This is a genomic window from Amycolatopsis sp. NPDC049868 (genome assembly GCF_044461365.1).
In the GTDB taxonomy this organism is placed as follows: Bacteria; Actinomycetota; Actinomycetes; order Mycobacteriales; family Pseudonocardiaceae; genus Amycolatopsis.
In genome coordinates this window covers 533,448-556,724 of record NZ_JBITKV010000001.1, presented here as the reverse complement: position 1 = coordinate 556,724, position 23,277 = coordinate 533,448, and the positions used below count along the sequence as shown (strand labels likewise).

The window sequence follows — 23,277 nt, the reverse complement described above, 5'->3', positions numbered from 1 at the left end:
AACGTGGCACGTTGCGAAAGCCACTTTCGCAACCTTCAAAGTTGCGAAAGTGGCTTTCGCAACGTGCGCGGACGCCGGGAGCACGGGTGGCCGACCCGGGCGGTGGTGAAGGCCTCCTTCCCTACTCTGAAGGTAGGGAAAGTGGCTTTCGCAACGTGCGCGGACGCGGCTTGGTGAGTCACATGGGTCCGGAGATGTGTCGCGAAAGCCACTTTCGAGACGTGTGATGTCCCGAAAGTGGCTTTCGCGACATGCGATCGCAGACGGCCCCGAGCTCGTTAAGCGGGCACGCACTTCTTGGCCTCCGCGGCGGCGGCCATCAGGTCCTGCGTGTCGATTTTGAGCGCGGGCATGAGGTCGGGGGTTTCCGTGATCGGTTTCTGCGTGGCCTCCATCGCCTTGATGGCCGCGTCCATGGCGGCTTCGTTTCCGGACTTCTCCAACCGCTGCTCGCCCGCGGTCGCCGCGTCCCTCGCGGCGGCGTATTGGTCCACAAGGGACTTCTTCACCGCGTCGCCGCCGGGAATCGGCGACGGGGGAAGCGCGGTCAGGTCGTCGACGACCTTGCCCGCGAAACCCGCGCGGGCTCTGAGATCTTCCTTCAGTGCGCCGCGGGTCACCTCCGTACCCGATCGTTGCTTACTCGCGTAGTCGTTGGAAGCCTTCATGTAGCCGTACACCGCGCCGCATACTCCGTCGAGCCAGGCGACGGTCTTGGCGTCCGGCCCGGCAGGCGGTTTCGGCACCGAGGACGGCGGGGTGACGGTGACCGTCGCGGGGGCCGGCGGTGGCTCCCCGGAGCAGGCCGTCGTCGCGAGCAGGGTCAGGGCGATGAGCGACAGTTTCGACTTCATAGGATCCCCTCCGGGGTGAACACGCGCCGGAGGGGCGGAGGGTTGCCCTCAGCCGCAGCCACCCATGATTCGGGCCAGTTCCTCCGGTAGCAGCGGGGGGATCGGTGACGGGTTCGCGGCCGGTGCTCGCATCCCGTCGAACAGCAGCGCGAGGTGGCGGCGCCAGACCTCCGGCCGGACGGTCGCGGTCGCTTCCACGGTGCGCGCGATCCCCCAGGTCACGAAGGCCATGTCCTCCAGGGTGAAGTCGTCGCGCAGGGCACCGCTCTCCTTGGCGCGTTCGACGATCCGGGTCATGAGTTCGTAGCCGCGTTCGAGGTCTCCGGCCTGCGGTGGCCGCGTCGAGGCCAGTTCGTTGTAGCCGCGGTCGGCGGCCTGCAGTTCGCAGACCCGTTCGACGAACGACGTCAAACCGGTCCACGCGTCGTCGAGGGAGAGTGCGTGTTCGGCCAGCTTCGCGACGGTCTCGGCCCGGTCGGCGAACACGGCGCTCACCAGATCCGCGCGCTGCGGGAAGTGGTTGTACAGCGTGCCGATGCTGACGCCCGCGGTCTTGGCGATCTCTTCGAGCGCGACGTCGAGGCCGCGTGCCGCGTAGAGCCCCCTGGCTGCCTCGATCAGCAGGTCGCGGTTGCGCTGGGCGTCCTTCCGCAGGGGTTTGGTCATGTTCGCATCGTAGCCAAGTTGAAGGTGGCCTCAAGTTACGGGTATAAGTTGAGGGAGACCTCAACTTAACTCTGGGAGGACAGATGACCAAGACGCTCGCGATCTTCGGCGCCGGACCGGTGCTGGGACTTTCGCTCGCCCGCCGGTTCGGCCGCGAGGGCTTCCGGATCGCCCTCGTCGCGCGCACCACGGAGAATCTCGACGCGCTCGTCGCCGAACTCGGTCGCGACGGCATCGAGGCGAGCGGGTTCGTCGCCGATGTCTACGAACCGGCTCAGATCGCCGCCGCCGTCACCGCCATCGGCCGGATCGACGCGGTCGCGTTCAACCCCGGCGGCGGGACCATGGGAGAGGGCATCGTGCCGGTGCTCGACGTGGATCCGGAGAACCTGCGGCTCGTCCTGGACCGGTTCCTGGTGTCCGCCGTGGCGCTGGTGCGGGCCGTGCTGCCCGCGATGACCGAGCGGGGCGACGGCGCGATCCTGTTCACCGCCGGGCAATCCGGCCGGTACCCGGCGCCCTTCCTCGGCAACGTGGGCATGGCGCAGGCCGGACTGCGGAACTACTTCCACAACCTGAACGCGGTGCTCGAGGAGAAGGGGATCTACGCCGGCGCCGTCAACGTCGGCGCGCTGATCGAGGGCAGCGTGCCGCACCGGGCACTCACGGCGAGCCCGATGGACTTCGAGCCCGAGGTGATCCACCCGGACGTCTTCGCCGACGCCTTCTGGAAGCTTTACGAGACGCGCGAAGCTCCCGAAGCACTGGTCGGGTCTTTCGGGAGGTGACCGTCATCCCCACGGGGTACGGACGGATGTACCACTGTGGACGGATGTGTGCGCTCGCCCCCTTGCCCACAATCGGGGAAACGGACAAGGGAGGCCCCGGTGGGGAAGACGATCGTCGACATCAGCCCGTCGCTGGACGGATACGTGGCGGGCGAAGGTGTCGGTGTGGACGCGCCGTTCGGGACCGCGGGACAGCGGCTCACCGCGTGGAGCATGGAGGATCCGGACGACGTCGACAAGGCGGCGGCCCGGGTGATGTTCGAGAACACCGGCGCGTTCGTCATCGGCAGGACACTGTTCGACGTCGGGATCGGGCTGTGGGGCGAGGACGGGACCTGGGGGATGCCGGTGTACGTCGTCACCCACCGGCCCGGACCCGATCTGGTGAAGGGGTCGACCCGGTTCTCGTTCGTCACCGGCGTCGAGGCGGCGCTCCGGCGGGCACACGAAACGGCGGCCGGACGTGACGTCGTGATCGCGGGCGGGGCGTCGGTCGTCCAGCAGGCGCTCAGCGGTGGCCACGTCGACGAACTGCGGCTGCACCTCGTGCCGGAGATGGTCGGCGGCGGCACCCGCTTGTTCGAGGGTGTGGGTCCCGCGTCCGTTGTCCAGGTGAGGGCGGACGCGGGAAGGGGCGCGGTCCACGTGACCTACCGTGTCGAGGGGCGCGGCTAGTTCACCGGCCGGGCTCGGGTGGGCTGACCAGGCCGTGCTGATAGGCCATGGCGACCAGCTGAGCCCGGTCGCGCGCGCCGAGTTTGCCCAGCGCGCGGCTGACGTGGGTCTTGGTCGTCGCCATGCTGATGAACAACCGGGCGGTGATCTCCGCGTTGCTCAGCCCCTCGGCGACGAGCGCGACGACTTCCCGTTCCCGCACGGTGAGTTCGGCGAACACCGTGTCGTTCACCGTCGGCTGGGCGGGGGTGACGAGCCGCGCGATCAGCCTGCGGGTCAGCCCGGGAGCCAGCAGTTCCTCGCCACCCGCCACCACCCGGATGCCGTGCAGGAGCTGGGCGGGCGCGGTGTTCTTGAGCAGGAAGCCGCTCGCGCCCGCGGTGATGCCCGCGACCGCGTACTCCTCGGTGTCGAAAGTGGTGAGGATGAGGACGCGCACGGCCGACAGCTCCGGGTTCGCGGTGATGCGCCGGATACCCTCGATCCCGTCGGTGCCGGGCATCTGCACGTCCATCAGGACCACGTCGGGGCGGAGCCGCTCGGCGAGGTCGGCCGCGGTGGCCCCGTCTCCGGCCTCGCCGACGACCTCCATATCGTCCTCGGACTCCACCAGCACCCGGAAACCCGCCCGGACCAGGGACTGGTCGTCGGCGATGAGCACACGGACCGGCATCAGCGGTCCACCGACGGCGTGGGGAGCGTGGCCGTGACTTCGAACGTGTCACCGGTCCGCGTCGCGTGCAGGGTTCCGCCCAAAGCCGTGGCCCGCGAGCGCAGTCCGGTGATCCCGTTGCCGCCGGCGGGAGACGGGGCGCTCTCGCCCGCTCCGTCGTTGCGAACCCCGATCTCCAGCACGTCGTCACCATAGAGCAGGGAGACCCGGATCGACGTCGGCCGCGCGTGCCGCCGCGCGTTGGTCAGTGCTTCCTGGACGGTCCGGAACGCGGCCAGGTCCACCCGCGGCGGCAAGGAGCGGCGCTCGCCCTCCACCACCAGTTCCACCGGGACACCGGTCGCCCTCGTCACGTCCAGCAGGGTCTCCAGCCGGGCGAGGCCGCCACGGTCGGCCGCGGTCCCGTCGACGCGAAGCATGCCGAGCAACGCTTGGACTTCGGCCAGCCCTTCGTCGCTGATCGTCTTGATGGTGCGCAGTGCCGCGGCGCCCTGTTCCGGGTTCCGTTCCAGCACATGGGTCGCGACGCCCGCCTGCACGCTGATCGTCACCATGGTGTGGCCGACCACGTCGTGCAGTTCGCGGGCGATCTCCAGCCGCTGTTCGGTTTCCCGCAACCGGAGCCGCAGTGCCTCTTCCCGCGCGCCCGCGGCGTACGCGCGGTGGTAGTGGACGGCGGAACCGAGCGCCACCGCGGCCAGTTCCAGCGAAAGCGCGTTCACCGCCCGGTCGTCGAACCACGTCACGCCAAGGGTTCCGTGCACCACGACCGTGGACACCGCGGCGGTGACCGCCCAGGCCGCCGCGCCGAGCCGCCAGCCGCGTTCGGCCGCGACGGTGTAGCAGGCGATCAGCGCCGCCACCGTGATCAGCCTGCCAGGGCAGTCGAGGACGAACCACGCCGCGACGACCGCGTTGACGGCCACCAGCACCCCGAACGGGAAGATCCGGCGTGCGCTGATCAGCGCGGCCAGCAGGACGAGCAGGACGGCACCGGCCGGGCCGAGCGCCCCTTCCGGTCCGCTCGGCCCGATCCGCGTCACCGCCGCGACGGCCACGAGCGCCGCGACGCCGATCCCGGTCGCGGTCTCGGCCGTCGTGGGTCGTCTCACGCTCATCAGGACCTCTGTGATGTCAGGCAACGCGCACCAGGGCACGTGCGCCGCGCAGCGCCAGCGGCTCCCCGGTGCGCAGGTCGCGCACCCAGGTGACCAGCGCGTACTCGCCGGGAGGGAGCGCCGTGGTGAGTATCGCCGAACGCCATGGCGAGAGCGGCACGACCCCCGTCGGGCGGCCGGTGAACGGGCTCGGCCCGGTGCGGGCGAAGAAGGCGTCGAGGTCGGCGAGCGTGGTCCCCGGCCGCACCGGCAGCAGCATGGCTTCGGTGAACTGGCCGGACGCGTTGAGCACGAACACCGGCGCGCCGGACGTGAGGGAACGCGGCGCGAGGAATCCGTTGCCGGTCGCGATGATCGCCGCCGTCGCCTTGGGCGCTTTCGGTGACGTCCCCGGGCCGATTCGCAGCGGCCGGATCCGCGAGACGAAGTCGCGCTCGCCGACGTCACGGAAATCCACCAGGTGGTAGTCACCGGGGGACACGGCGATCTCGGCCGCCGCCGGGACGGCGCCCACGGCGACACCGCCGAACATCTCCGCGTCGGCGGTGACGGCCCTGCCACCCGCCATCGCGTCCGCGGGATCGTCGGACATCGCCTGTTTCAGGTGCCGCGTATAGGTTTCGAGCGCGACTCCCGGGCGCAGCCGCACCAGGCCCACCCATGCGCCCGCCGGGTCTTCCGACCGCACCGCCAGGGTGAGGACGCCCGCACGGACGGTCGACGGTGCGGTGAAACCCTCCCGGGTGACGATGAGATCGAGTCCGCCCGGCTCGGCCAGCGCGGGTGAACCGGTCAGGAAGGCGGTGACGGCGATCGCCGTCGTGACGAGTTTTCTCATGGTGGCGACTCTGGCCGAGCCCGCCCCGCCGCGCGTCCGCCCTTGACGGGCAACGGGTCTACCGCACCGGGATGACGTACCGCGCCGGTCGGATTTCCCGGATTACCGTTCCCGGCCGACGCGCCGGGCGCCCGCTCGCCGAGATCATCGCGGCATGGACCGACGTTCCTTCTTGAAGCTCGGCGCGCTCGTGGCCGCCGGTACCGTCGTCGCGGGCTGTTCGCCGGGGACGGCTCATCGGCCGGGAGCGTTCGCCAACCGCCTGCGGATGCCGCCGCTGCTGTCGCCGGACCTGGACGCCTCCGGTATCCGCAGGTTCGAGCTCACCCTCCGCACGGGAAGCACCGAACTGATCCCGGGCATGCGGGCGAGCACGTGGGGGATCAACGGCGACCACCTCGGCCCGACGCTGCGCATGCGCCGCGGTGACCGGGTGGCGATGGCCGTCACCAACCGGATCGGCGAGCCGACCACCCTGCACTGGCACGGGATGCGCCTTCCGGCGCGGATGGACGGCGGTCCACATCAGACGATCGGACCGGACGCGACCTGGCGTCCGGAGTGGACGGTCGACCAGCCCGCCGCCACCGGCTGGTACCACCCGCATCCGCACGAACAGACCGCCCGGCACGTCTACCGCGGCCTGGCGGGAATGATCCAGATCGTGGACCCCGAGGCGGCCGCGTCCGGTCTGCCGTCGGACTACGGGGTGGACGACATCCCCCTGATCCTCCAGGACAAGCGGCTCGACTCCGACGGGCGGCTCGTGGAGGAGTTCGACGGCACCTTCGGGTTGATCGGCGACACGATCCTGGTCAACGGCACGTTCGATCCGTTCGTCGAGGTGCCCGCCGGCCGGATCCGCTTCCGGGTGCTGAACGCGTCGAACGCCCGGGTCTACTTCCTCGAATTCGCCGACGGCCGCGAGTTCCACGTGATCGGCACCGACGGCGGTCTCCTGCCCGGACCGGCGGCCGTCCGGCGGGCGGTGCTCAGCCCCGGCGAACGGCTGGAGATCGTCGCCTCCTTCGCTCCCGGAGAGCAGGTGGTCCTCCGAAGCGTCGGCGAGCGCACCGAGGCGGCGACGGACATCGAGGAGGGCGACTTCGATCTGCTCAAGATCATCGCGGCGGGACCGCGACGGGACGTGTCACCGTTGCCCGCGCGGCTTTCCTCGGCTGCCTTGCCCGAGGTGCCGCCCGGAGCCCGTGTCCGGCGCATGACGCTGACCGGTTCGGAGATCAACGGCAAGGACATGGACATGACGCGGATCGACGAGGTCGTCCCGGCCGGCGCGCGTGAGATCTGGGAGATCCACAACACGACCTACACGCACAACTTCCACATCCACGAGGTCGCGTTCCGCGTTCTCGCGATCAACGGCGCGCCGCCGCCCGCCTATCTGAGCGGCCCCAAGGACACCGTCTACGTGCCGAAGCAGGCCACCGTGAAACTCGCCGTCGAATTCGGCCGCCACGCGGATCCGGCGGCGCCCTACATGTACCACTGCCACATCCTGCGCCACGAGGACAAAGGGATGATGGGCCAGTTCGTCATCGTCGCCCCCGGCACCGAAGACCGCGTGTCACGGCTGCTTCCGATGCCGGGCCACGACCACGGCGGTTGAGCTACTTCTCGATGGCGTAGGCCTCGATCTCGACCTTCATCTTCGGGTCGAGCAACGCCGAGACCTCGACCATGGTCGCCGCGGGCAGCACGTCACCGAAGGCTTCCCGGTGCGCCCGCGCCACCAGGTCGGCGTCCTTGATGTCGGTGACGTAGGTGACCGTGCGGACCACCGCGACCAGGCTCGAACCGGCGTCCCGCAGCGCGGCCTCGATGATCGAAAGCACGGCCACGGCCTGCTCGTACGCGTCACCCGAGCGGGCGGGTTCACGCGCCGTGGTCCCGGAAACGTGGATGTGCTCGCCGACGCGCACCGCGCGGCTGTAGCCGAACACGGTCTCGTAGTCGCCGCCGGAGGAGATGTTCACCCGTTCAGTCATGACCGAACAAAAGCACAGGCGGCCCCTCGCCGGAACACCGGTAGGGGCCGCCTGTCCTCACTTCTCTTCCTTGTCCTCCGGCCGCTTCTCGTTCGCGGCGGGCGGGATGGCCTTCGTCAGCTCGACGATGGTCTTCCCGGCCATGCCCGACGCGCCGTAGGTCGGGTCGCTCAGGATCTTGGTCGTCTTCTCGATCGCGTCCGCCACCTTGGGGAACCTCTTGTGGAGGTCGCCGATCGGGAAGCTGTTCCAGTAGTCGAACCGCTTCAGGATGTCCGCCGCCCCGTCCACCCCTTCCAGCTCCTTCGCCAGCTTCTCGCGCACGATCCGGAGGGGCATGTCGCTGAGCTTTTCCCGAGGAGGCTTGGGCGTGGCGTCCGGGGTGGTGTCGCCCGGCTTCGGCGGCGGACCCTCGATCGGCTTCTTGCCGCCGGGCATCGGGGTACCACCGCCGGGTTTCGGTTTGGGCAGCTTGATCTTGCCGCCGCCGAGCGTCAGCTTGACGACGTCGTCGGCCGCGCCGCGCGTCTTCGCCAGGATCTTGATCATCTCGGCGAGCGTCTTGGCGATGTCGGCGATCTTCTTGGCGATCTTGGCGATCGCCACGGCGACCGTGGTCATGATGGAGGCGATCGCCGCGATGATCGAACCGCCGAAGGTGACCGGCGCCAGCGCCACTGCCACGATCGCGGCCTTGAGGATGCCGGCGAGCGTCATGGCGATGATGTCGCGGACGATGCCGCGGACGGCGCCGATCACGGCACCGGCGATCCCCATCTGCTTGCCCGCGAACTCGATGTACCCGGCGAGCGCCTCGATCTGGGCGGTGACGCCTTCCATGTCGGCGCGGAACGTGTCGGCGGCCTCGCCGTCCCACTTCTCCATGAACTTGCCGGTGGCGGCGGCGTGGTCCTTCGCCCACTCCCGCACCTCCGCGCCCTCTTTGTAGATCGCGGTCTTGGCCGCCTCGATGCCCTTCGGGTCACCGAGCAGGAAGTCCAGCGGCCAGCGGAAGATGACGATGTGCTCGATCAGCCAGCCGATACCGGCGGTGAGCAGCGAGCCGATCGGGTCGACGACCATGCCGAGGATCTCGATCGCCATCCCCGCCGAGGCCAGGCCGATACTGAGGCTGTCCCCTTCGTCGACGGCTTTCTTCAGCGAGAACGCGGAATCGAAGAAGCCCGCGCCCGCGGTGTCGCCACTGCCCGCGAGGAAGTTGTTCTTCTCGTCCTTGAAGTCGCTGGCCTTGGTGCCGGTGTTGTTCCCGAAATCGCCGCGGTGGTACTCGTCGCTCACTTGACCTTCACCTCGTCGATCCCCTTGCCGGCTTCGGTGATCAGCCTCTCGGTCTCCTGCTCGTTGGCGTTGTACTGCTTCGCCGCCTCGCGCACCCTGTCCGAGAACTCCTGCACGTTCTCCGAGTACTTGTTCAGCTGGTCCCGCGCCTTCCCGCAGTGCATGCTCGCGCCGGCGCCGTAGATCTGGCCGCCGAAGATGCCGAAGATGCCGGGGTCCGCCACGCAACTGCCCACCATGTCGGCGCTCTTGCGCAGCGCGTCCTCGAGCCTGTCGAGGTGACCGGCGAACTCGGTCATGGCATCCGTCTTGACACCGAATCCGGTCACCATGGGCTCATTTCATCGTCGTCGGGGGAGGCCGGTCGCCGGGGTCGCGGCGCCGGGGGGTTCGGCGGCCGCACGGGACGGCCGGGCTGCGGCGGCATCGGGGGACCGGCCTGCGGTGGCGGCGGCCGGTACCCCGTCTGAGGAGGCGGCGGCTCGTTGTGCGCCTCGGGTGCCCACTTGTCCTGTTCCGGCTCGTCCGGCGTCTCGTCCTCGACCTTGGGCAGGAACGTGCGGACCAACTGGGCGGCCTCGTCTTCGCCGTTGATCTCGGTGTAGGACTCGGTGACCTTCTCGACGGTCTTGCGCTGGGCCTCGCGCACCGTCTGCATGACCAGCGAGGAGAGCCGCGCCGGTCCCAGCGAGGTGGCCCGGTTGCCGAACTCGATGGCGCTCAGCGAGCCGTTGGCCTCGACCGTCACCGTCACCGAGCCGTCGGGAGAAGTCACCGTGGACGCCGAGGCGGTGAACGCGGCCGTCAGAGCTTGGGCTTTTTCCTCGAGTTTCCTTGCCTCTCGCTCCAGAAGGAGTGCGAAGTCCTCACCTGCGTCGAAATTGGGTTGCATGCGTCGCCTTGGCTCGATGGGGCTGGGTCGCGATCGGAGAGATTGCGAGAGGTCGCGAGGTGGATCGCCCGTATCGTTACCACCGGGCGCGCACCGGGACAAGCCGGATGATCGGAAACTGCCCAAAAGGGCCTCCGGTGCGGCGGATCGGGGCAGGCGATGGAAAACGGACCGGTCGTGCGGGACGCGGATCGCGACGACGTCATGGCCGTCTGCCGCTTCGGCGAGGAGCACGTCCGGGCCCATTACGCGCCGTTGATCGGCGAAGAAGAGGCTGCCCGGCAGGTGCGGATGTGGTGGAACGCGACGAACATCGCCGGGGCCGTCGCCCGTGGTTCGGTCGTGGTCGCCGAGGACGGCGGACGCCTGGCCGGCGTCGGGCAGCGCGGTCTCGACGGCGGCGAGCACGTGATCCGCAAGCTGTACGCGCATCCTCGGCATCACGGGCTGGCCTCGCGGTTGCTCGAAGTCCTCATCGGACGGTTGCCCGCGGACTTCGAGCGGGTGTACGCCGAGCATCTCGTGGCGGACGAACGCGCGGGAGCCTTTTTCGAGCGCGAAGGTTTCACGGTGGAGCGGATCGAACCGGATGCCGATCCGCGGCTCGGTGTCGTGCGGCGGGTCCGGGACAGGTGAGCTCGGCGACGCGGCCTTCGGACTTGGTGGCCGCGTCGCCCGGTCGTCTTCGCTACCGGCGCTCGGCGGCCTTCTTGAGGTCCTTCAGCCAGATTTCGAGGCCCTGCCCGAGCATCGCGGTGGAGTTGGGCACGTCCTTGTCGACCTGCGGGCCGGTGTGGCTTTCTTCGGTGCGGACGATGACCCCGCCGGGGACCTTGACGAAGTTCCAGACGTGGACGCCGTCGATGTGCATACCGCCGGGGCCGTCGAGGGGGCCGGTCCAGCGGATGCATTTGCCGGGCTGGAGTTGCCGGACGGTGGACACGATGGTCACGTCGCCGGGCGGGTAGGGCATGCCGGGCGGAACGGGAATGGTCCACTGGAAACGGGAATGCTTGCGCAGCGGGCCGTCGTCCAGCCGCTTCATGGTCACGGGGATGACCGGGTTCTGCCAGGTCGGCCAGGCCTCCACGTCGGTCTGCAGGTTCCAGATGGTGCGTAGCGGCGCCTTGACGAAGATCTCGGTCCGGTAGTGCACCTTGGCCGATCGGTCGATGCCTTTTCCTTGGCAGGTAAGCGAAGTCGGTTTGGTGTGGTGGGCGGGGGAGGCCTGGGCCGGTGCCGTGACGCCGAGGACGCCCGCGATGGCCAGTGGGACCGCGAGCAGGGCCGCGCGCGTGCCGATCCAGCGGCGTGAGGTGCTGAACATGTTCCTTCTCCTTCGCTCGGTTAGCGCTTGTTGCGATAGTTAGAAGCTATAGCGAAGCGCGGTGAGCGTCAAGAGGGAACGTGAGAAGGTCTAACGAGGGGGCGTACATGGCGTGTCGCGAAAGCCCAAGACCCGGAAGTCAAGGCGGCGGAGCGGGAGTCAAGGAGCCCGCGAGGGCTGGCCCAGGTGGTGGTGAAGGCCTCCTTGCCTACTCTGAAGGTAAGGAAGGGGCCCTTCGTTACGCCGCCGACGTGGCTTCGGCGGGCCTTATGGTCTGGGCGCGTGAACGGCCATGAGCGGGCAGTGTGTCTCACGAGAGCGGCCGCGGTTCGCGCTTGCGTAGCCAGGCGGAGTACATGATGGCCCCCTTCCTTGCGTCTAGCGCAAGGAAGGGGGCCATCATGTACTTCAGAAAAGCATCACATGGTCACTAATCGGACACTGTGGACAGTTGGGCGGAGCCGCGCGCTTCCGCGAGGCTCAGGCCGATCGGCCCAGGAAAGCCAGGAACCGCGCCTGCTGGTCGGCATCGGCCGGCGGCTTCACCCGCGGGCCGAAGGTTCCCGGCGTACGGCTGATGATCAGCCGGGCGAGCGAGAACGACGGCGCGACGACGTCGGGGTCCATGCGCACCTCCACACCGAGCGCGGAGCCGATGTCCCAGGTGTGCACCAGGGTGTCGAAGGTCAGCAGTGCCAGGTAATCCGTGACGGTCGCGTCCGGGCGGTTGGCCACGTACCACGCCGGAGCGGGCTGATCGAACATCTCGCCGGTGACGGCGGCATCGGTCGCGTCGCGGGTCGCGCGCCAGGCGGCCAGCGGATCTTCACCGGCCAGCTCACCGGGTTTCGCGGAGCCCGCGGGCCCGTTCTCCACCGTGAGTTCCCGGCCCGACGCGTGCTGGCGCAGCACCTCCAAGCCCCAGATGACGTGACCCGTCACGTCACGCACCGTCCAGTGCTCGCACGCCGACGCCGCGTCCCACTGCTCCGGTGACACGGTGGCGAGCACGGCGTCGAAGGCGTCCTGTGTCCGCAGGTAGCGGTCAAAGGTCTCCATGGTCCCCTACTTCACCGTCGCGTTGATGGCGGCCGTCAGCTGTTCGGCACCGGGCACCAGGGCCTTGTCGAGCGCGAGGGCGTACGGGATGACGGTGCCGTCCGGACGGCAGACCCGCCTCGGCGGTGCCACCAGGTCGAATTCCTCGGCCGCCGTCGCGATGATCTCCGCCCCCAGCCCGCACATGCGGTTCGAGTCGTCGATCACGACCAGGCGCCCGGTCTTGTCGACCGATTTGCGCAGGCACTCCCAATCGAAGGGGTAGACCGTGCGCGGGTCGATGATCTCGATGTCGACCCGGTCGCCGAGGCTCTCGGCGACTTCGATCGCCGTGCCGACGTGCTGGCCCACCGCCACCACCGTCAGGTCGCCGCCCTCCCGGACGACGTTCGCCTGTCCCAGCGGGACGATCTCCTCTTCCCCGTCGTAGGACACATCCGTCGCCCCCAGCAGCGACGAAGGCGCGAACACGGCGACCGGGTCCGGATCCTGGATCGCCGACCGCAGTAGCCCGTACGCGTCCGCCGGCAGGCCGGGGACCACCGTCTTGATCCCCGCGTGGGCGAGGAGACTGTATGGGTTGTCCGAATGCTGGCCCGCCCAGCCGAACCGCGAACCCGAACCGGAGACGAGATACGTGACCGGGATCCGGACCTGCCCGCCGGTCATCAAGGAGAACTTGTGGGCCTGGTTCACGATCTGCTCGAAGACCAGGTAGATCAGCGAAGAGATCTGGAACTCGATCACGGGCTTCTTGCCCGCCATCGCCGCGCCGGTCCCGAAACTGGTGAAGGCCTGTTCGGACAAGGGCGTGTCCAGCACCCGCTCCCGGCCGAACCGGGGCAGCAGCCCCGAGGTGACCCCGCTCGCTCCGACGCCGACGTCTTCGCCGAGCAGGAACACGTCCTCGTCGGCCGCCATCTCGGCGTGCAGGGCGAGGTTCATCGCGTGCATGTAGCCGAAGTTCTCCGGAGAAGGCAGCTCGCTCACAGGATCACCCCCTGGCGGACCGCGGTGGTTCCCGCGTACAGGTACATCAATGCGTCCTTCGGGTCGGGCGACGGGGCGTTCTTCGCGAACTCGACCGCCTCGTCGATGGTTTCCTTGACCGCCGCGTCGATCTCGGCCACGACGGCATCGCCCAGCTGATCTCCCAGCAACGGAATCGGATCCCGTTGGCGCCAAAGGGCCACTTCGTCGGGATCGCGGAACTCGACGCCCAGGAGTTCGAGCACGGAATGATGGCCGAAGAACCGGTACGTCTGGCATTCCAGGAACGCCGGGCCCTGGCCCGCCCGGACTCCGTCGATCAGTTCCGCGGCGGCGTCCGCCACCGCTTCGACGTCCATGCCGTCGACGGTGCGCGAGACCAGCCCGAAGCCTTCCGCGCGCCGGGCCGCACCGCCCGCGAGCCCGGATTCGAGTTTGAGGCTCGTCGCGTACTGGTTGTTCTCGCAGACGAACAGCACCGGCAGGGACCAGATCGCGGCCAGGTTGAACGCTTCCAGCAGGACACCCTGGCTCATCGCCCCGTCGCCGAAGAAGCTGACGACGACCTCCGAATCGCCGCGGGCCTTGGCCGCCCAGGCGGCACCGGAGGCGATCGCCCCGCCGGCTCCGACGATTCCGTTGGCACCGAGGATGCCCAGCTTCATGTCCGCCGCGTGCATCGATCCGCCGCGGCCCTTGTTGAAGCCTTCGAGGGTGCCGAGGAGTTCGGCGAGCAGGCGGCGCGGGTCCGCGCCCTTCGCCAGCACGTGTCCGTGTCCCCGGTGGGTACTGGTGATGAAGTCCCGGTCCGTCAGGTTCGCACAGATGCCCACGGCGACGGCTTCCTGCCCGATGTACGGGTGGATGCCGCCGTCGATCTCACCGGCGATGGCCATCGCCAGGCAGCGCTCTTCGAACTCCCGGATCAGTTTCATGGACCGGTACAGGGCACGCTGGTTCTCACGGGTCATTTTCGCGACAGCCCTTGGTGTTGTGCGGAAGTCCGGACGAGCATCCTGTCGATGTAACGGAGCAGCGCGCCGTCGTCGGGGCTCGGCACGACGACCGGGGTGAATTCACCGCTCGGCACGGCTTCGCCGGAAGTGTCCGAAGTGGACTCGAAGAGCAGCTTCAGGATGGCGTGCTCCTCCGGGGAATGAGCTTCGAGCGCCGAGAGCCAGTCCGCCACCGGCAAGGTGCCGATCTCCGTGCCGGTGCCACGCAGGAGTTCGACCAGGTACGTGAGCCGCATCGGCCGACGGCTCGCCAGCACGAACCGGCTGCCGTCCCGCCGCTGCTCCATGCCGAGCCGGGCGAGCGCGCCCGCCGTCTCGTCCACCGCGATCCACGGTTCCTCGATCTCGGTGCCGGGTGCGGAGCCCAGTTCGAGGATGATCCGCAGCACCCGCAACATGATGTCTCGCGTGTTCCCCTGCCCGGTGCGCGAATCCCCGACGATCCGGGGCAGCCGGTAGACCGCCGACGGCACCCCGTGTTCGTACGCCGTGGTGATCAGCTGTTCCGCGTGCGACTTGGTCTCCGCGTAACCGCTGCGGGAGCCGTTCTCCCCGCCGGCGGAAATGGTCGACACGAACTGCAGTGCCTTGAGCCGGGTGGTGACCGCCAGCCGGATCAGTTCGCGCGTGCCGCCCACGTTGGCGCCTTCGAGCTGTTCGTAGCTGGAGAGCGCGTCGACCCGGGCGCCGTTGTGGCAGATCAGGTCGATCTCGCCCGCGAGCCGGTCGAACGTCCCGCCGGTGAGCCCGAGCCCTGGCGCCGCGAGATCGCCGGGAACGACGGTGATCCGCTTCTCGTCCACGTCCTCCCACAGGCCGTAGCGGTCCAGATTCTCGCGCAGCCGTTGCCATGCCGACCGTTCGTCGGCCGCGCGGACGAGGCAGTGCACCCGCACGTCACGGCGCGTCAGCAACTCGCGGACCAGGTACGCGCCGACGAATCCGGTGGCGCCGGTGAGCAGGACTTCCGAGAGGTCACCGGAGCCACGCGGCGGGAGCATGTCCGGGAGGACGCCGCGCAACACGGCATGGGGATCGAACGAGCGGACGGCGGTCCGCCGTTCGCCGCTGATCTCCTCGGCCAGCTTCGCGATCGTGGGCCGCTCGAACAGTGTCCGCAACGGCAGGTCGATCCGGAGGGTCTCCCCGATCCGGACGGCCAGTTGCGCCGCCTTCAGGGAATGCCCGCCGACGTCGAAGAAGCTTTCGTCCCTGCCGACGGTTTCGCGCCCGAGGACCTGGGCCCAGATCTCCGCCAGGGTCTCCTCGGTCGGAGTCCGCGGCGGCGCGGCCTTGTCCGCCCGGATGTCGCCGCCGGGCTCCGGAAGCGCCCGGACATCCAGTTTCCCGTTGATGGTCAACGGGAGTTCGGGAAGGGACACGAACGCCGCGGGCACCATGTACTCCGGCAGCACGCTTCGCAGGTGAGTGCGCAGGGCGGTGTCGTCGAGGACACCCGAGACCTTGAGGTAGGCGACGAGCCTCTTCTGGCCGGAGGGGTCTTCGCGGGCGATGACGGCGGCCTGCGAAATGTCCTCTGTGGACAGAAGGGCGGCTTCGATCTCGCGGGGTTCGATGCGGAAGCCGCGGATCTTGACCTGGTCGTCGACGCGCCCGAGGTACTCGATGTCGCCATCGGCGTTGTGCCGCACGATGTCCCCGGTCCGGTAGAGCCGGTCGCCGGTGGTGTCGTGGCGATGGGGGACGAAGTGCTGCTCGGTGAGTTCCGGCTGCCCTCGATAGCCCCGTGCGACACCGGGCCCGGCCACGTGCAGTTCTCCCGGTACTCCGGTCGGCGCGAGCTCTCCGCGCTCGTCGAGGATGTACACGCGCGTGTTGCCGAGCGGACGGCCGATGGGGATGGTGTCGGCGTTCCCGGGGACCGGGGCGGGGATCGGGTGGCAGGTGGCGAACGTGGTGCATTCGGTGGGGCCGTAGCCGTTGAAGAACCGCGTGCCGGGCAGCGCGGCGACGGCACGGCGGACATGGGTGACCGACAGCGCTTCTCCGCCGACAAGCAGCCGGCGGAGCCCGGTCAGCGCCGTGATGTCCTCGTCGACGATGTGGTTGAACAACGACGAGGTCAGCCAGGCCGTGCTGATCCGGTGCCGGGTGATCGCGTTCGCGAGCGGCCGGGCGGTCAGCACCCGCTCGGTCGAGATCACGCAGGTCGCGCCGCTGAGGAGCGCACCCCAGATCTCGAAGGTGGCCGCGTCGAAGGAGATCGCCGACGCGTGCAGGACCACTTCGTCCGGACCGAGGATGCCTTCCGGCAGCCCGGTGACGAGCCGGATGATCGACCGGTGCTCGATCTCGACGCCTTTGGGGCGTCCGGTCGAGCCGGAGGTGTAGATGACATAGGCCAGATCCCTCGGTCCCACACCGGTTTCGAGCGCGGCAGGCGATTCCTCGCCGAGGGTGGGATCGCCGATCAGGTCGGTCGTGATCACCAGCCGGGCTTCACCGTCGGTGAGCAGGAGCCGTTGGCGCTCCTCGGGGTACTCGGGGTCGATCGGCAGGTACGCGGCGCCGGTCTTGAGGATCGCGAGCAAAGCGGTGATCAGCCCGAGGGAACGCGGCAGGCAGACGCCGATGACCGTTCCCGGTCCGGCGCCCAGTGCGCGCAACCGGTGCGCGAGCCGGTTGGAGCGGGCGTCGAGTTCCGCGTAGGTCATGGAGTCGTCGCCGCAGACCAGCGCTGTCCTCTGTGGACTTTCGCGCACCTGGCCGGCGAACACCGCGGGCACGGTCGCCGGCTCCGGCAACGCCTTGGCCGTGTCGTTCCAGTCGTCCGTCAGCTGCCGGAGCTCGGAGTCGCTCATCATCGGCCAAGCGGAAAGCGGCTGCTCCGGCTCCGCGGAAGCGAGCAGCTGCCGGAAATGCCGGACGAAACGTTCGATCGTGACCCGGTCGAACAGTTCGGCGTTGTAGTCGATCCGCGCTTCCAGCACACCGCCCCGGTCCGACACCAGGCATTCGAGATCGAACGGTTCCGAGCGGGTGCCTGCCGGTGTGACGTCCGCCAACGGCTCGTCCACCAGCCGGAGGACGACCTGTGCGAGCGGGTTGCGGCCGAAGTCCCGCTGCGGCACCAGTTCTTCGACGAGACGCTCGAACGGGACGTCCTGGTTCGCGTACGCGCCGAGCGTGGTCTCCCGCACGCGGCCCAGCAGTTCCGCGAAGGTGGGATCGCCGGAGAGATCGGTGCGCAGCACCAGTAACTTGGCCTCGTCCACGGGAACACCGACCGTGACGTCGGTGGTGCGCGCGTAGCGGGACAGAACGACGTCGAAGGCCGTCAGCAGCGTCATGAACAGGGTGGCGTCGTGACGGCTGCCCGCTTCACGGACATGGGGGTCCACGTCGAAAGAGAGCGAGTCGGCGCGGTAGGACACGATCGGCGGGCGGGCACGGTCCGTCGGCAGTTCCAGCGCGGCGGGCACGCCGTCGAGCTGTTTGCGCCAGTAGTCGAGCTGCCCGCGCAGCGCCTCGAAGATCGGCTCGTCGGGGTGCTCCAGCGTGTGCTCGACGAGCCGGACGAGCCTGCCGACGAGCCGCGTGGCGGTGGAGCGGTCGAACAGGCTGGTGCGGAACACCAGCGAGCCGTGCAGTTTGCCGTCCTGAAGGTGGGTGACCAGCTCCAGATCGAACCGGGTCGCCACGCCCGCCCAGGGAACGCTGGAGATCTCGCCTTCGCCGGGCGTGGGGATCTCCCCGTTGTGCACGACCACGACGTCGAAGATCGCGTTGCGGCCCGCGTCCCGTTCGGGCCGGACCTCCGCGACCACCTGGTCGAACGGCGCCTGCTGATGCGCGTAGGCGTCGACCATCTTGGTGCGCGTCACCTTCAGCAGCTCACGGAACGACATCGACGGCGTGATGTGGGCGCGCAGCACCACGGTGTTCACGAAGAAGCCGAGGACGTCGGCGAACCGGCGGTCGTCGCGGCCGGCCAGCACCGTGCCGATCGTGATGTCCTCTTGTCCGGAATGGAGGGACAACAACGCCTGGAACACGGCGGCCACGGCGCTGGAGAGCGCGCATCGGTTCCGCAGGGCGAAGGCACTGAAAGCCTTGGTGAGCTCGGCGGGGAGTTCGAAGTCGACGTGGTCGCCCGCGAAGCCGGGGTTACCCGATCGCGGCCGGTCCGTCGGCAGCCGCAGCGGTTCGAAACCGGCGAGCTCACGCCGCCAATAGTCGATGTGCTCCGCCACCGAACCGGCGGCCGTGCGCTGCACCGCGACGTACTCCTCGTAGGTCACCTCGAGTGGTGCGAGGGTCTCCGACCGGTACAGCTTGACGACGTCCTCGGTCACGATCTGGATGGACCGGCCGTCGGTGATGATGTGGTGGTTCACCAGGCACAGCACCGCTGACCCGTCGCCGCATTCGACCACCATCGCCCGGATGGGCGGCGCCGCCGCGAGGTCGAACGGTTCGCGGACCAGATCGGCCGTATGCCGCTGCCAGTCGTTGTCGCTCGCGGTGCGCCGCGCCACCGGGATGCGGAACTCAGGGGCCGGTACGGCGGAGGGCGTGCCCGATTCGTCCACGACGAACCTCCAGCGGAGCACCGGATGCCGTTCGACGAGCGCGCCGAGCGCCTTGTCGAGTGCTTCGAAATCCACGCCGTCGTGGAAGCGGAAGACGATCGGAATGTTGTACGCGGCGCTGGTCCGGTCGAGTTGCTGCACCAGCCACAGCCGCTCCTGCCCGAGCGACAACCTCATCGATTTCTCCTTCATCGGGCGTTCGCGATCAGGGCCTGTTCGTCGACTTTCCCGTTGCGGGTCAGCGGGATCTCGTCGACCACCACCCAGTGGGCGGGTAACGCGTAGCTCGGGAGCCGCCGTGACAGGAACGCGCGCAAGGCGCGGGGTTCCGTGTCCTCCCCGGGGTGCACGACGATGGCCGCCACGAGCTGAGGGCTTTGGTCCGCTCGCCGGGAAACGACGATCACGGCGTCGCGGACACCGGGGTGACCGGCGAGGATGGTGCCGATCTCCTCGGTCTCGATGCGATGGCCGTCGAGTTTGATCTGCTTGTCCGCGCGGCCGAGGAACAGCACGTCCCCGTTCGGGGCGAGCCGGACCAGATCGCCCGTGCGGTACAGGCGTTCGTCCACGTCCGGGGAGAAATGGCCGAACCGCTTGCCCGTTTCGATCTCGTCGTCGAGATAGCCGTCGGCGAGACCCGATCCGGCCGCGTACAACTCGCCGATCCCACCGGGCGGGACGAGCCGGGCGTTCCGGTCGAGCACGAAGACCTTGGTACCCGCGATCGGCTTGCCGATGGGCAGGGGACCGTCGATCTCCGCGCTGCCGCGCACGGTGTGCGTGGTGGTGAAGGTGGTGTTCTCGGTGGGCCCGTAGCCGTTCGTGAGCACCAGCCCGGGGTGGGAATCGAGCACCTGTGCCGCCGCGTCGTGCGGGACGACCTCTCCGCCGCTCAAGAGCCAGCGGAGTCCGGAGAGCGCCTGCGGACGGGACTTGACGACCAGCCGGAACAGGCTGGCGGTCAGCCAGGCGACCGAGACCTTCCGCTCGCTGAAGAACTTTTCGAGCTTCCGGACCGTGGGAAGTCTCCCGGGGAAGGCCTCCAGTGTTGCGCCGTTGAGCAAGGTCGCCCAGATCTCGTACGTCGACGCGTCGAAGGCCAGCGGCGCCATCCGCAGCACCCGGTCACCGGGGCGCGGCTGGAGTTCCGTCGTCCGCGCGAGCCGCGTGACGGCGCGATGCGGGACGACGACGCCTTTCGGTTCACCGGTGGAGCCGGAGGTGAACGCGATATACGCCGTCCTTTGTGGATCGTCGTTGCCGGGTGCCGGTGCCTCGGGGTCCGCGTCGATCTCCTGGCCGGGGAGCCAGGAATCGACCCGGGTCAGCTCGCGCAGGACCGGATGATCGGCGGTGGCGGCGTCGACCACCGCTGCCGCGGGCGCCAGTTTGCCGATGATGCGTGCCATCCGGGCGTCCGGTGCGTCGTCGTCGAATCCCGCGTACGCGGCGCCGACGCGGATGATCGCGAGCAGCGCCACGATCTCGCCGACGGACCTGCGGGTCGCGACGAGCACCGTGTCGCCGGGCCGTACCCCGGCGCGCCGCAGCAGGACGGCGTACCGATCGGCGGCCGATGCGAGCTGCCCGTAGGTCAGCTCTGCGCCCGCGTCCCGGACCGCGACCTCCCCCGGGCGGAGCCGGACCTGTTCCAGGAACAGGGTTTCGATGTCGGCGGGCGGGGTGTCGGCGCCGGTCAGCGCGTCGAGGATCCGGCGGCGGTCCGGCGCGATGCAGCGCACGTCCTGAAGAGAGCCGTCGAGCGAGGCCAGTTCGGCCACCGCGGTGGCGACGTCGGCGACGAACCCGTGCGCGGCGTCCGGCACCTCGGTGACGAAGCGGATCTCCCCGGTCCGCAGATCCCCGTGCAGGGAAGCGAGCACGAGATCCACCGGTCCGTCTTCGACGACCCCGACCGGATGGACCGATTCCAGGAAGTCTTCGACGCGCGCCTTGTCGTCGACCCGGACCCGGATCACCCTTCCGGCGACCGAGATCGCGGCCTCGGTCGCCGCCGTCCACCGGCACAGGGTCACCGCGAACGCGGCGAGCACCAGCTTCGCGCGCTGGTATTCGGACGGCTCGGCCGCGACCTCGGTCTTCAGATCGTAGGGAGCGACGAGCACATCAGGCATCGGCCTCGCTGCTCCCCGCGCGCTTGCGCTCCAGCCGGACGTGCAGGTGATCGGGCCGCCGGAAGATGTGGCCCCGTTCGCGCAGCCGCCAGAAACCCGGCCGGACGCCGTCGAGCGAGCCGCTGAGCCGGACGCGGGCGAACCGGTGCGACAACCGCTCGAACAGCGTGTCGAACTCCGCCAGCGCCAGCTGGATGCCCAGGCAGGTGTGCGGGCCGGAGGAGAAGGCCAGCAGCCGCTGGTCGGTCCGCTCCGGACGCCAGGAGTCCGGATCCTCGAACGCGTTCTCGTCGCGGCTGGCGCTGCCCAGGGAGAGCAGGAGCGCGGACCGGCGCGGGATGTCCACCCCGTGGAGGTTCAGGTCGGTGGTCGCGTACCTGAGGATGGTGTGGCTCGGCGGTTCCCACCGCAGCGTCTCGCGGACCACCTTGGTCCGGTACTCCTGGTCGGCCAGCGTCGACAGGTCGACATTGTGCGCCAGTACGGCGTACATGATCTTGCCGATGGTGGCGACGCTCGTCTCGGTCCCGGCCAGCAGGAACAGCGTCGCCGTGCCGAGCATGGACTCGTCGACCGGTTCACCCGGCGGGAAGACGAGGTCGAGGAACGGCATCCGATCGCCCTCGCGGCGACGGGCGAGTTTGTCCTTGAGGTACTCGATCAGCTCCGCCTTGGCCGCGAGCGCCGAGTCCAGCGACGTCGCCGGGAACTCGATCGCGCCCGCCAGCGGAAGGACCCTTGGGCGGAGCCAGGCGGCGTCCTCCGGCGGCAGCCCGAACAGCCGGGTGACCATCGCGTAGGGCACCCCGACCGCGACCCGCTCCATGAACTCGACGTCGACCTCGTCCTTCGGTCCCATCTCGGCCTCGATCGAGTCGAGCACCTGGTCCACCGCGGGAACGAGGATCTCGGTGCGCAGCCGTTTCACCGACCCGCCGGCGAACAGCGGCATGAACAGCTTGCGCAGGTCGCGATGGCGGGGACCGTCGGTGTCCAGCAACGTCCGGCCGAACAGCCGGCGGCTGCTGCGCATCGGGAACCCGCTGCCGACCTCACGGTCCGCCAGCAGGTTCTGGACGTCTTCGAACCGCGTGACCAGGAAGGCGTTGAACGCCGCCGACCAGTGCACCGGGTCCGAGCGCCGGAGTTCCTTGTAGATGGGCCAGGGGTCCGCGAGGAACTCGTCGGAACTGAAGTCCAGCTTCACCGCGGCGGAGCTCATTTGTCGCCTCCGTTGCCGACCAGTTCGGTCCGGGACTTCAGCTGGCGCGCGGCCTCTTCCGAAGTGAGCCGGAGGGATTCGGTGGTGCCGTCGTAGCCGCCGACGAGGGTGGGTACGACCTCGTGCGCGAGCGCCGTCAGCTGATCGAGGGTCGCGCGGTGCGAAATCCACCTCGGGACGAAGAAGTTCAGCGAGACCGGGTCGCCGACGCGGTCGAGCAGATCGCGGATCCGGGCGGCGCAGGTCGCGGCGTCGCCGACGATGAAGCCGCCGGTGTCGACGAGGTTCTGCAGCGTCTTGCGGTGGGCGACCGGGGAGTCCGGGATCGGCATGCCCAAGGTGTTCCGGTACAGGCCGCGGCGCAGCGCGGAAAAACCGTCGAGCAGTTCTTCGATGCCCGCGGCAGGGGAGTCGGCGATGTGGACGAAGACATTGCAGCGGATCCGTGTCCCGCCCGCGGATTTGTTCCGGTAGGCGTCGACGCGTTCGATCAGCGCGCCGACCGGATCCGGGTCCATTCCGGGCCGGATGGAGCCCCAGGGCGGTGCCACGTGGACGGTCGGGGTCGTCGCCGTGTCGGTCAGGAGCTCGATTCCGGCCGGGCTCAACGACGACGCGACGACGGTCTCGATGGCACCGGGGCCCCTCAGCGGCTGGAGCTGGAGCACGGCCTTCTTCACGGTGAACCACGGTGTCGTGGTGGTGACCGTTTCGCCGTTGATGAGCGCCTGCACCGTTCCCAGCGCGGCCCGGAAGTGATCGCGGACCGAGGCCGGGTCCACGCCGATCATTTCCATGTCGTGGACGTAGGTCCCCGTTCCGACGCCCAGGATCGCGCGGCCGGCGGAGAGGTGATCGAGCAGCACGATCCGCTCCGCGACATGCAAGGGGTGGTGATAGGGAAGCGGTATCACGCCGGTGGCGAAATGGATGCGGCGTGTCTCGCGGGCCAGCGCCGCCATCAGCATTTCAGGGGAGCTGAGCGTGCTCCAGCCGCTGGAGTGGTGCTCGCCGAGCCAGATCTCGTCGAACCCGAGGTCGTCGACGAGTCCGCACAGTTCGATATCGCGTTTCAGCGACGCGTGGGGGCTGACCGAAGGGTCGTGAAAAGGAGGCAGGAAGAGACCGAATGCCTTTGCGTGCATGATGCCAAGAACCCCTTA

21 protein-coding genes are annotated in these 23,277 nt (G+C 69.1%); 4 read left to right on the top strand and 17 right to left on the bottom strand.

The features are described from left to right. Positions 1-278 precede the first annotated feature (278 nt). Together ACIBTM_RS02810 and ACIBTM_RS02805 are read right to left on the bottom strand one after the other, a co-directional pair. Complete coding sequence (locus ACIBTM_RS02810) at positions 279-854, bottom strand: hypothetical protein (protein WP_395874868.1); 576 nt, start codon at positions 852-854, stop codon at positions 279-281. A 48-nt stretch (positions 855-902) separates the two neighbouring features. Next, the gene (locus ACIBTM_RS02805; protein WP_395874867.1) at positions 903-1,520 is read right to left on the bottom strand and encodes a TetR/AcrR family transcriptional regulator; all 618 of its coding nucleotides are present in this window, start codon (positions 1,518-1,520) and stop codon (positions 903-905) included. Positions 1,521-1,603: 83 nt separating this feature from the next. Between ACIBTM_RS02805 and ACIBTM_RS02800 the strand changes: the two genes are divergently transcribed. Both ACIBTM_RS02800 and ACIBTM_RS02795 read left to right on the top strand, forming a co-directional pair. Further along, entirely contained in the window at positions 1,604-2,308 is a 705-nt protein-coding gene (locus ACIBTM_RS02800) for an SDR family NAD(P)-dependent oxidoreductase (protein ID WP_395874866.1), read from the top strand. 99 nt (positions 2,309-2,407) lie between these two features. Beyond that, a complete protein-coding gene (locus ACIBTM_RS02795) occupies positions 2,408-2,983 on the top strand; it encodes a dihydrofolate reductase family protein (protein ID WP_395874865.1) in 576 nt (191 codons plus the stop codon). Between the two features lies 1 nt (position 2,984). Here the strand turns inward: ACIBTM_RS02795 and ACIBTM_RS02790 are convergent, their stop codons facing one another. The 3 genes from ACIBTM_RS02790 to ACIBTM_RS02780 are packed head-to-tail and all read right to left on the bottom strand — an operon-like array spanning position 2,985 to position 5,612. Beyond that, positions 2,985-3,656 carry a response regulator gene (locus tag ACIBTM_RS02790; protein ID WP_395874863.1) on the bottom strand — a complete coding sequence of 224 codons (672 nt, stop codon included), beginning with the start codon at positions 3,654-3,656 and terminating at the stop codon, positions 2,985-2,987. Continuing rightward, the gene (locus ACIBTM_RS02785) at positions 3,656-4,774 is read right to left on the bottom strand and encodes a sensor histidine kinase (protein WP_395874862.1); all 1,119 of its coding nucleotides are present in this window, start codon (positions 4,772-4,774) and stop codon (positions 3,656-3,658) included. The genes ACIBTM_RS02790 and ACIBTM_RS02785 overlap by 1 nt, the downstream gene beginning before the upstream one ends. Positions 4,775-4,790: 16 nt before the next feature. Next, positions 4,791-5,612 (bottom strand): hypothetical protein, encoded by an 822-nt coding sequence (locus ACIBTM_RS02780; protein WP_395874861.1) that lies wholly within the window; start codon positions 5,610-5,612, stop codon positions 4,791-4,793. 154 nt (positions 5,613-5,766) lie between these two features. On the opposite strand from ACIBTM_RS02780, the gene ACIBTM_RS02775 reads away from it, so the two are divergent. Beyond that, positions 5,767-7,239 carry a multicopper oxidase domain-containing protein gene (locus ACIBTM_RS02775; protein ID WP_395874860.1) on the top strand — a complete coding sequence of 491 codons (1,473 nt, stop codon included), beginning with the start codon at positions 5,767-5,769 and terminating at the stop codon, positions 7,237-7,239. Position 7,240: 1 nt separating this feature from the next. Here the strand turns inward: ACIBTM_RS02775 and ACIBTM_RS02770 are convergent, their stop codons facing one another. Genes ACIBTM_RS02770 through ACIBTM_RS02755 form a run of 4 tightly spaced genes read right to left on the bottom strand, consistent with a single transcriptional unit; the run spans position 7,241 to position 9,809 of the window. Further along, positions 7,241-7,618 carry a RidA family protein gene (locus tag ACIBTM_RS02770; RefSeq protein WP_225949325.1) on the bottom strand — a complete coding sequence of 126 codons (378 nt, stop codon included), beginning with the start codon at positions 7,616-7,618 and terminating at the stop codon, positions 7,241-7,243. Between the two features lie 57 nt (positions 7,619-7,675). Continuing rightward, positions 7,676-8,917, bottom strand: a complete 1,242-nt coding sequence (locus ACIBTM_RS02765) for a hypothetical protein (RefSeq protein ID WP_395874859.1) — start codon at positions 8,915-8,917, stop codon at positions 7,676-7,678. Then, a complete protein-coding gene (locus ACIBTM_RS02760) occupies positions 8,914-9,249 on the bottom strand; it encodes a type VII secretion target (RefSeq protein ID WP_395874858.1) in 336 nt (111 codons plus the stop codon). Before ACIBTM_RS02760 ends, ACIBTM_RS02765 begins: the two co-directional genes overlap by 4 nt. After that, positions 9,243-9,809: a YbaB/EbfC family nucleoid-associated protein gene (locus tag ACIBTM_RS02755; RefSeq protein WP_395874857.1), complete on the bottom strand. Its 567-nt coding sequence runs from the start codon at positions 9,807-9,809 to the stop codon at positions 9,243-9,245. The genes ACIBTM_RS02760 and ACIBTM_RS02755 overlap by 7 nt, the downstream gene beginning before the upstream one ends. A gap of 159 nt (positions 9,810-9,968) precedes the next feature. Between ACIBTM_RS02755 and ACIBTM_RS02750 the strand changes: the two genes are divergently transcribed. Beyond that, on the top strand, positions 9,969-10,445 hold the full coding sequence (locus tag ACIBTM_RS02750) for a GNAT family N-acetyltransferase (protein ID WP_395874856.1): 477 nt from the start codon (positions 9,969-9,971) through the stop codon (positions 10,443-10,445). Positions 10,446-10,497: 52 nt separating this feature from the next. Here ACIBTM_RS02750 and ACIBTM_RS02745 read toward each other — a convergent pair whose 3' ends face one another. From ACIBTM_RS02745 to ACIBTM_RS02710, 8 genes are all read right to left on the bottom strand, one after another. Further along, complete coding sequence (locus ACIBTM_RS02745; RefSeq protein WP_395874854.1) at positions 10,498-11,136, bottom strand: SRPBCC family protein; 639 nt, start codon at positions 11,134-11,136, stop codon at positions 10,498-10,500. A 480-nt stretch (positions 11,137-11,616) separates the two neighbouring features. Then, a complete protein-coding gene (locus ACIBTM_RS02740) occupies positions 11,617-12,195 on the bottom strand; it encodes a TIGR03086 family metal-binding protein (RefSeq protein ID WP_395874853.1) in 579 nt (192 codons plus the stop codon). A 6-nt stretch (positions 12,196-12,201) separates the two neighbouring features. Beyond that, complete coding sequence (locus tag ACIBTM_RS02735) at positions 12,202-13,185, bottom strand: alpha-ketoacid dehydrogenase subunit beta (RefSeq protein WP_395874852.1); 984 nt, start codon at positions 13,183-13,185, stop codon at positions 12,202-12,204. Beyond that, positions 13,182-14,156 carry a thiamine pyrophosphate-dependent dehydrogenase E1 component subunit alpha gene (locus ACIBTM_RS02730; protein WP_395874851.1) on the bottom strand — a complete coding sequence of 325 codons (975 nt, stop codon included), beginning with the start codon at positions 14,154-14,156 and terminating at the stop codon, positions 13,182-13,184. Before ACIBTM_RS02730 ends, ACIBTM_RS02735 begins: the two co-directional genes overlap by 4 nt. Then, positions 14,153-18,931: an amino acid adenylation domain-containing protein gene (locus ACIBTM_RS02725; RefSeq protein WP_395874850.1), complete on the bottom strand. Its 4,779-nt coding sequence runs from the start codon at positions 18,929-18,931 to the stop codon at positions 14,153-14,155. The genes ACIBTM_RS02730 and ACIBTM_RS02725 overlap by 4 nt, the downstream gene beginning before the upstream one ends. A gap of 11 nt (positions 18,932-18,942) precedes the next feature. Then, positions 18,943-20,892, bottom strand: a complete 1,950-nt coding sequence (locus tag ACIBTM_RS02720; protein WP_395874849.1) for an amino acid adenylation domain-containing protein — start codon at positions 20,890-20,892, stop codon at positions 18,943-18,945. After that, positions 20,885-22,114 (bottom strand): cytochrome P450, encoded by a 1,230-nt coding sequence (locus ACIBTM_RS02715; protein ID WP_395874848.1) that lies wholly within the window; start codon positions 22,112-22,114, stop codon positions 20,885-20,887. Before ACIBTM_RS02715 ends, ACIBTM_RS02720 begins: the two co-directional genes overlap by 8 nt. Next, positions 22,111-23,259, bottom strand: coding sequence for an LLM class flavin-dependent oxidoreductase (locus tag ACIBTM_RS02710; protein WP_395874847.1), 1,149 nt, complete (start codon positions 23,257-23,259; stop codon positions 22,111-22,113). Before ACIBTM_RS02710 ends, ACIBTM_RS02715 begins: the two co-directional genes overlap by 4 nt. Between the last annotated feature and the right edge of the window lie 18 nt (positions 23,260-23,277).

Excerpts from the sequence above, each read along its gene's own strand:
- ACIBTM_RS02805 (WP_395874867.1), bottom strand. The coding sequence starts at position 1,520 with ATGACCAAACCCCTGCGGAAGGACGCCCAGCGCAACCGCGACCTGCTG.
- ACIBTM_RS02715 (WP_395874848.1), bottom strand. The coding sequence starts at position 22,114 with ATGAGCTCCGCCGCGGTGAAGCTGGACTTCAGTTCCGACGAGTTCCTC.
- ACIBTM_RS02760 (WP_395874858.1), bottom strand. The coding sequence starts at position 9,249 with ATGGTGACCGGATTCGGTGTCAAGACGGATGCCATGACCGAGTTCGCC.
- ACIBTM_RS02770 (WP_225949325.1), bottom strand. The coding sequence starts at position 7,618 with ATGACTGAACGGGTGAACATCTCCTCCGGCGGCGACTACGAGACCGTG.
- ACIBTM_RS02745 (WP_395874854.1), bottom strand. The coding sequence starts at position 11,136 with ATGTTCAGCACCTCACGCCGCTGGATCGGCACGCGCGCGGCCCTGCTC.
- ACIBTM_RS02720 (WP_395874849.1), bottom strand. The coding sequence starts at position 20,892 with ATGCCTGATGTGCTCGTCGCTCCCTACGATCTGAAGACCGAGGTCGCG.
- ACIBTM_RS02800 (WP_395874866.1), top strand. The coding sequence starts at position 1,604 with ATGACCAAGACGCTCGCGATCTTCGGCGCCGGACCGGTGCTGGGACTT.
- ACIBTM_RS02750 (WP_395874856.1), top strand. The coding sequence starts at position 9,969 with ATGGAAAACGGACCGGTCGTGCGGGACGCGGATCGCGACGACGTCATG.
- ACIBTM_RS02755 (WP_395874857.1), bottom strand. The coding sequence starts at position 9,809 with ATGCAACCCAATTTCGACGCAGGTGAGGACTTCGCACTCCTTCTGGAG.
- ACIBTM_RS02730 (WP_395874851.1), bottom strand. The coding sequence starts at position 14,156 with ATGACCCGTGAGAACCAGCGTGCCCTGTACCGGTCCATGAAACTGATC.
- ACIBTM_RS02710 (WP_395874847.1), bottom strand. The coding sequence starts at position 23,259 with ATGCACGCAAAGGCATTCGGTCTCTTCCTGCCTCCTTTTCACGACCCT.
- ACIBTM_RS02725 (WP_395874850.1), bottom strand. The coding sequence starts at position 18,931 with ATGAGGTTGTCGCTCGGGCAGGAGCGGCTGTGGCTGGTGCAGCAACTC.
- ACIBTM_RS02775 (WP_395874860.1), top strand. The coding sequence starts at position 5,767 with ATGGACCGACGTTCCTTCTTGAAGCTCGGCGCGCTCGTGGCCGCCGGT.
- ACIBTM_RS02785 (WP_395874862.1), bottom strand. The coding sequence starts at position 4,774 with ATGAGCGTGAGACGACCCACGACGGCCGAGACCGCGACCGGGATCGGC.
- ACIBTM_RS02740 (WP_395874853.1), bottom strand. The coding sequence starts at position 12,195 with ATGGAGACCTTTGACCGCTACCTGCGGACACAGGACGCCTTCGACGCC.
- ACIBTM_RS02790 (WP_395874863.1), bottom strand. The coding sequence starts at position 3,656 with ATGCCGGTCCGTGTGCTCATCGCCGACGACCAGTCCCTGGTCCGGGCG.
- ACIBTM_RS02780 (WP_395874861.1), bottom strand. The coding sequence starts at position 5,612 with ATGAGAAAACTCGTCACGACGGCGATCGCCGTCACCGCCTTCCTGACC.
- ACIBTM_RS02810 (WP_395874868.1), bottom strand. The coding sequence starts at position 854 with ATGAAGTCGAAACTGTCGCTCATCGCCCTGACCCTGCTCGCGACGACG.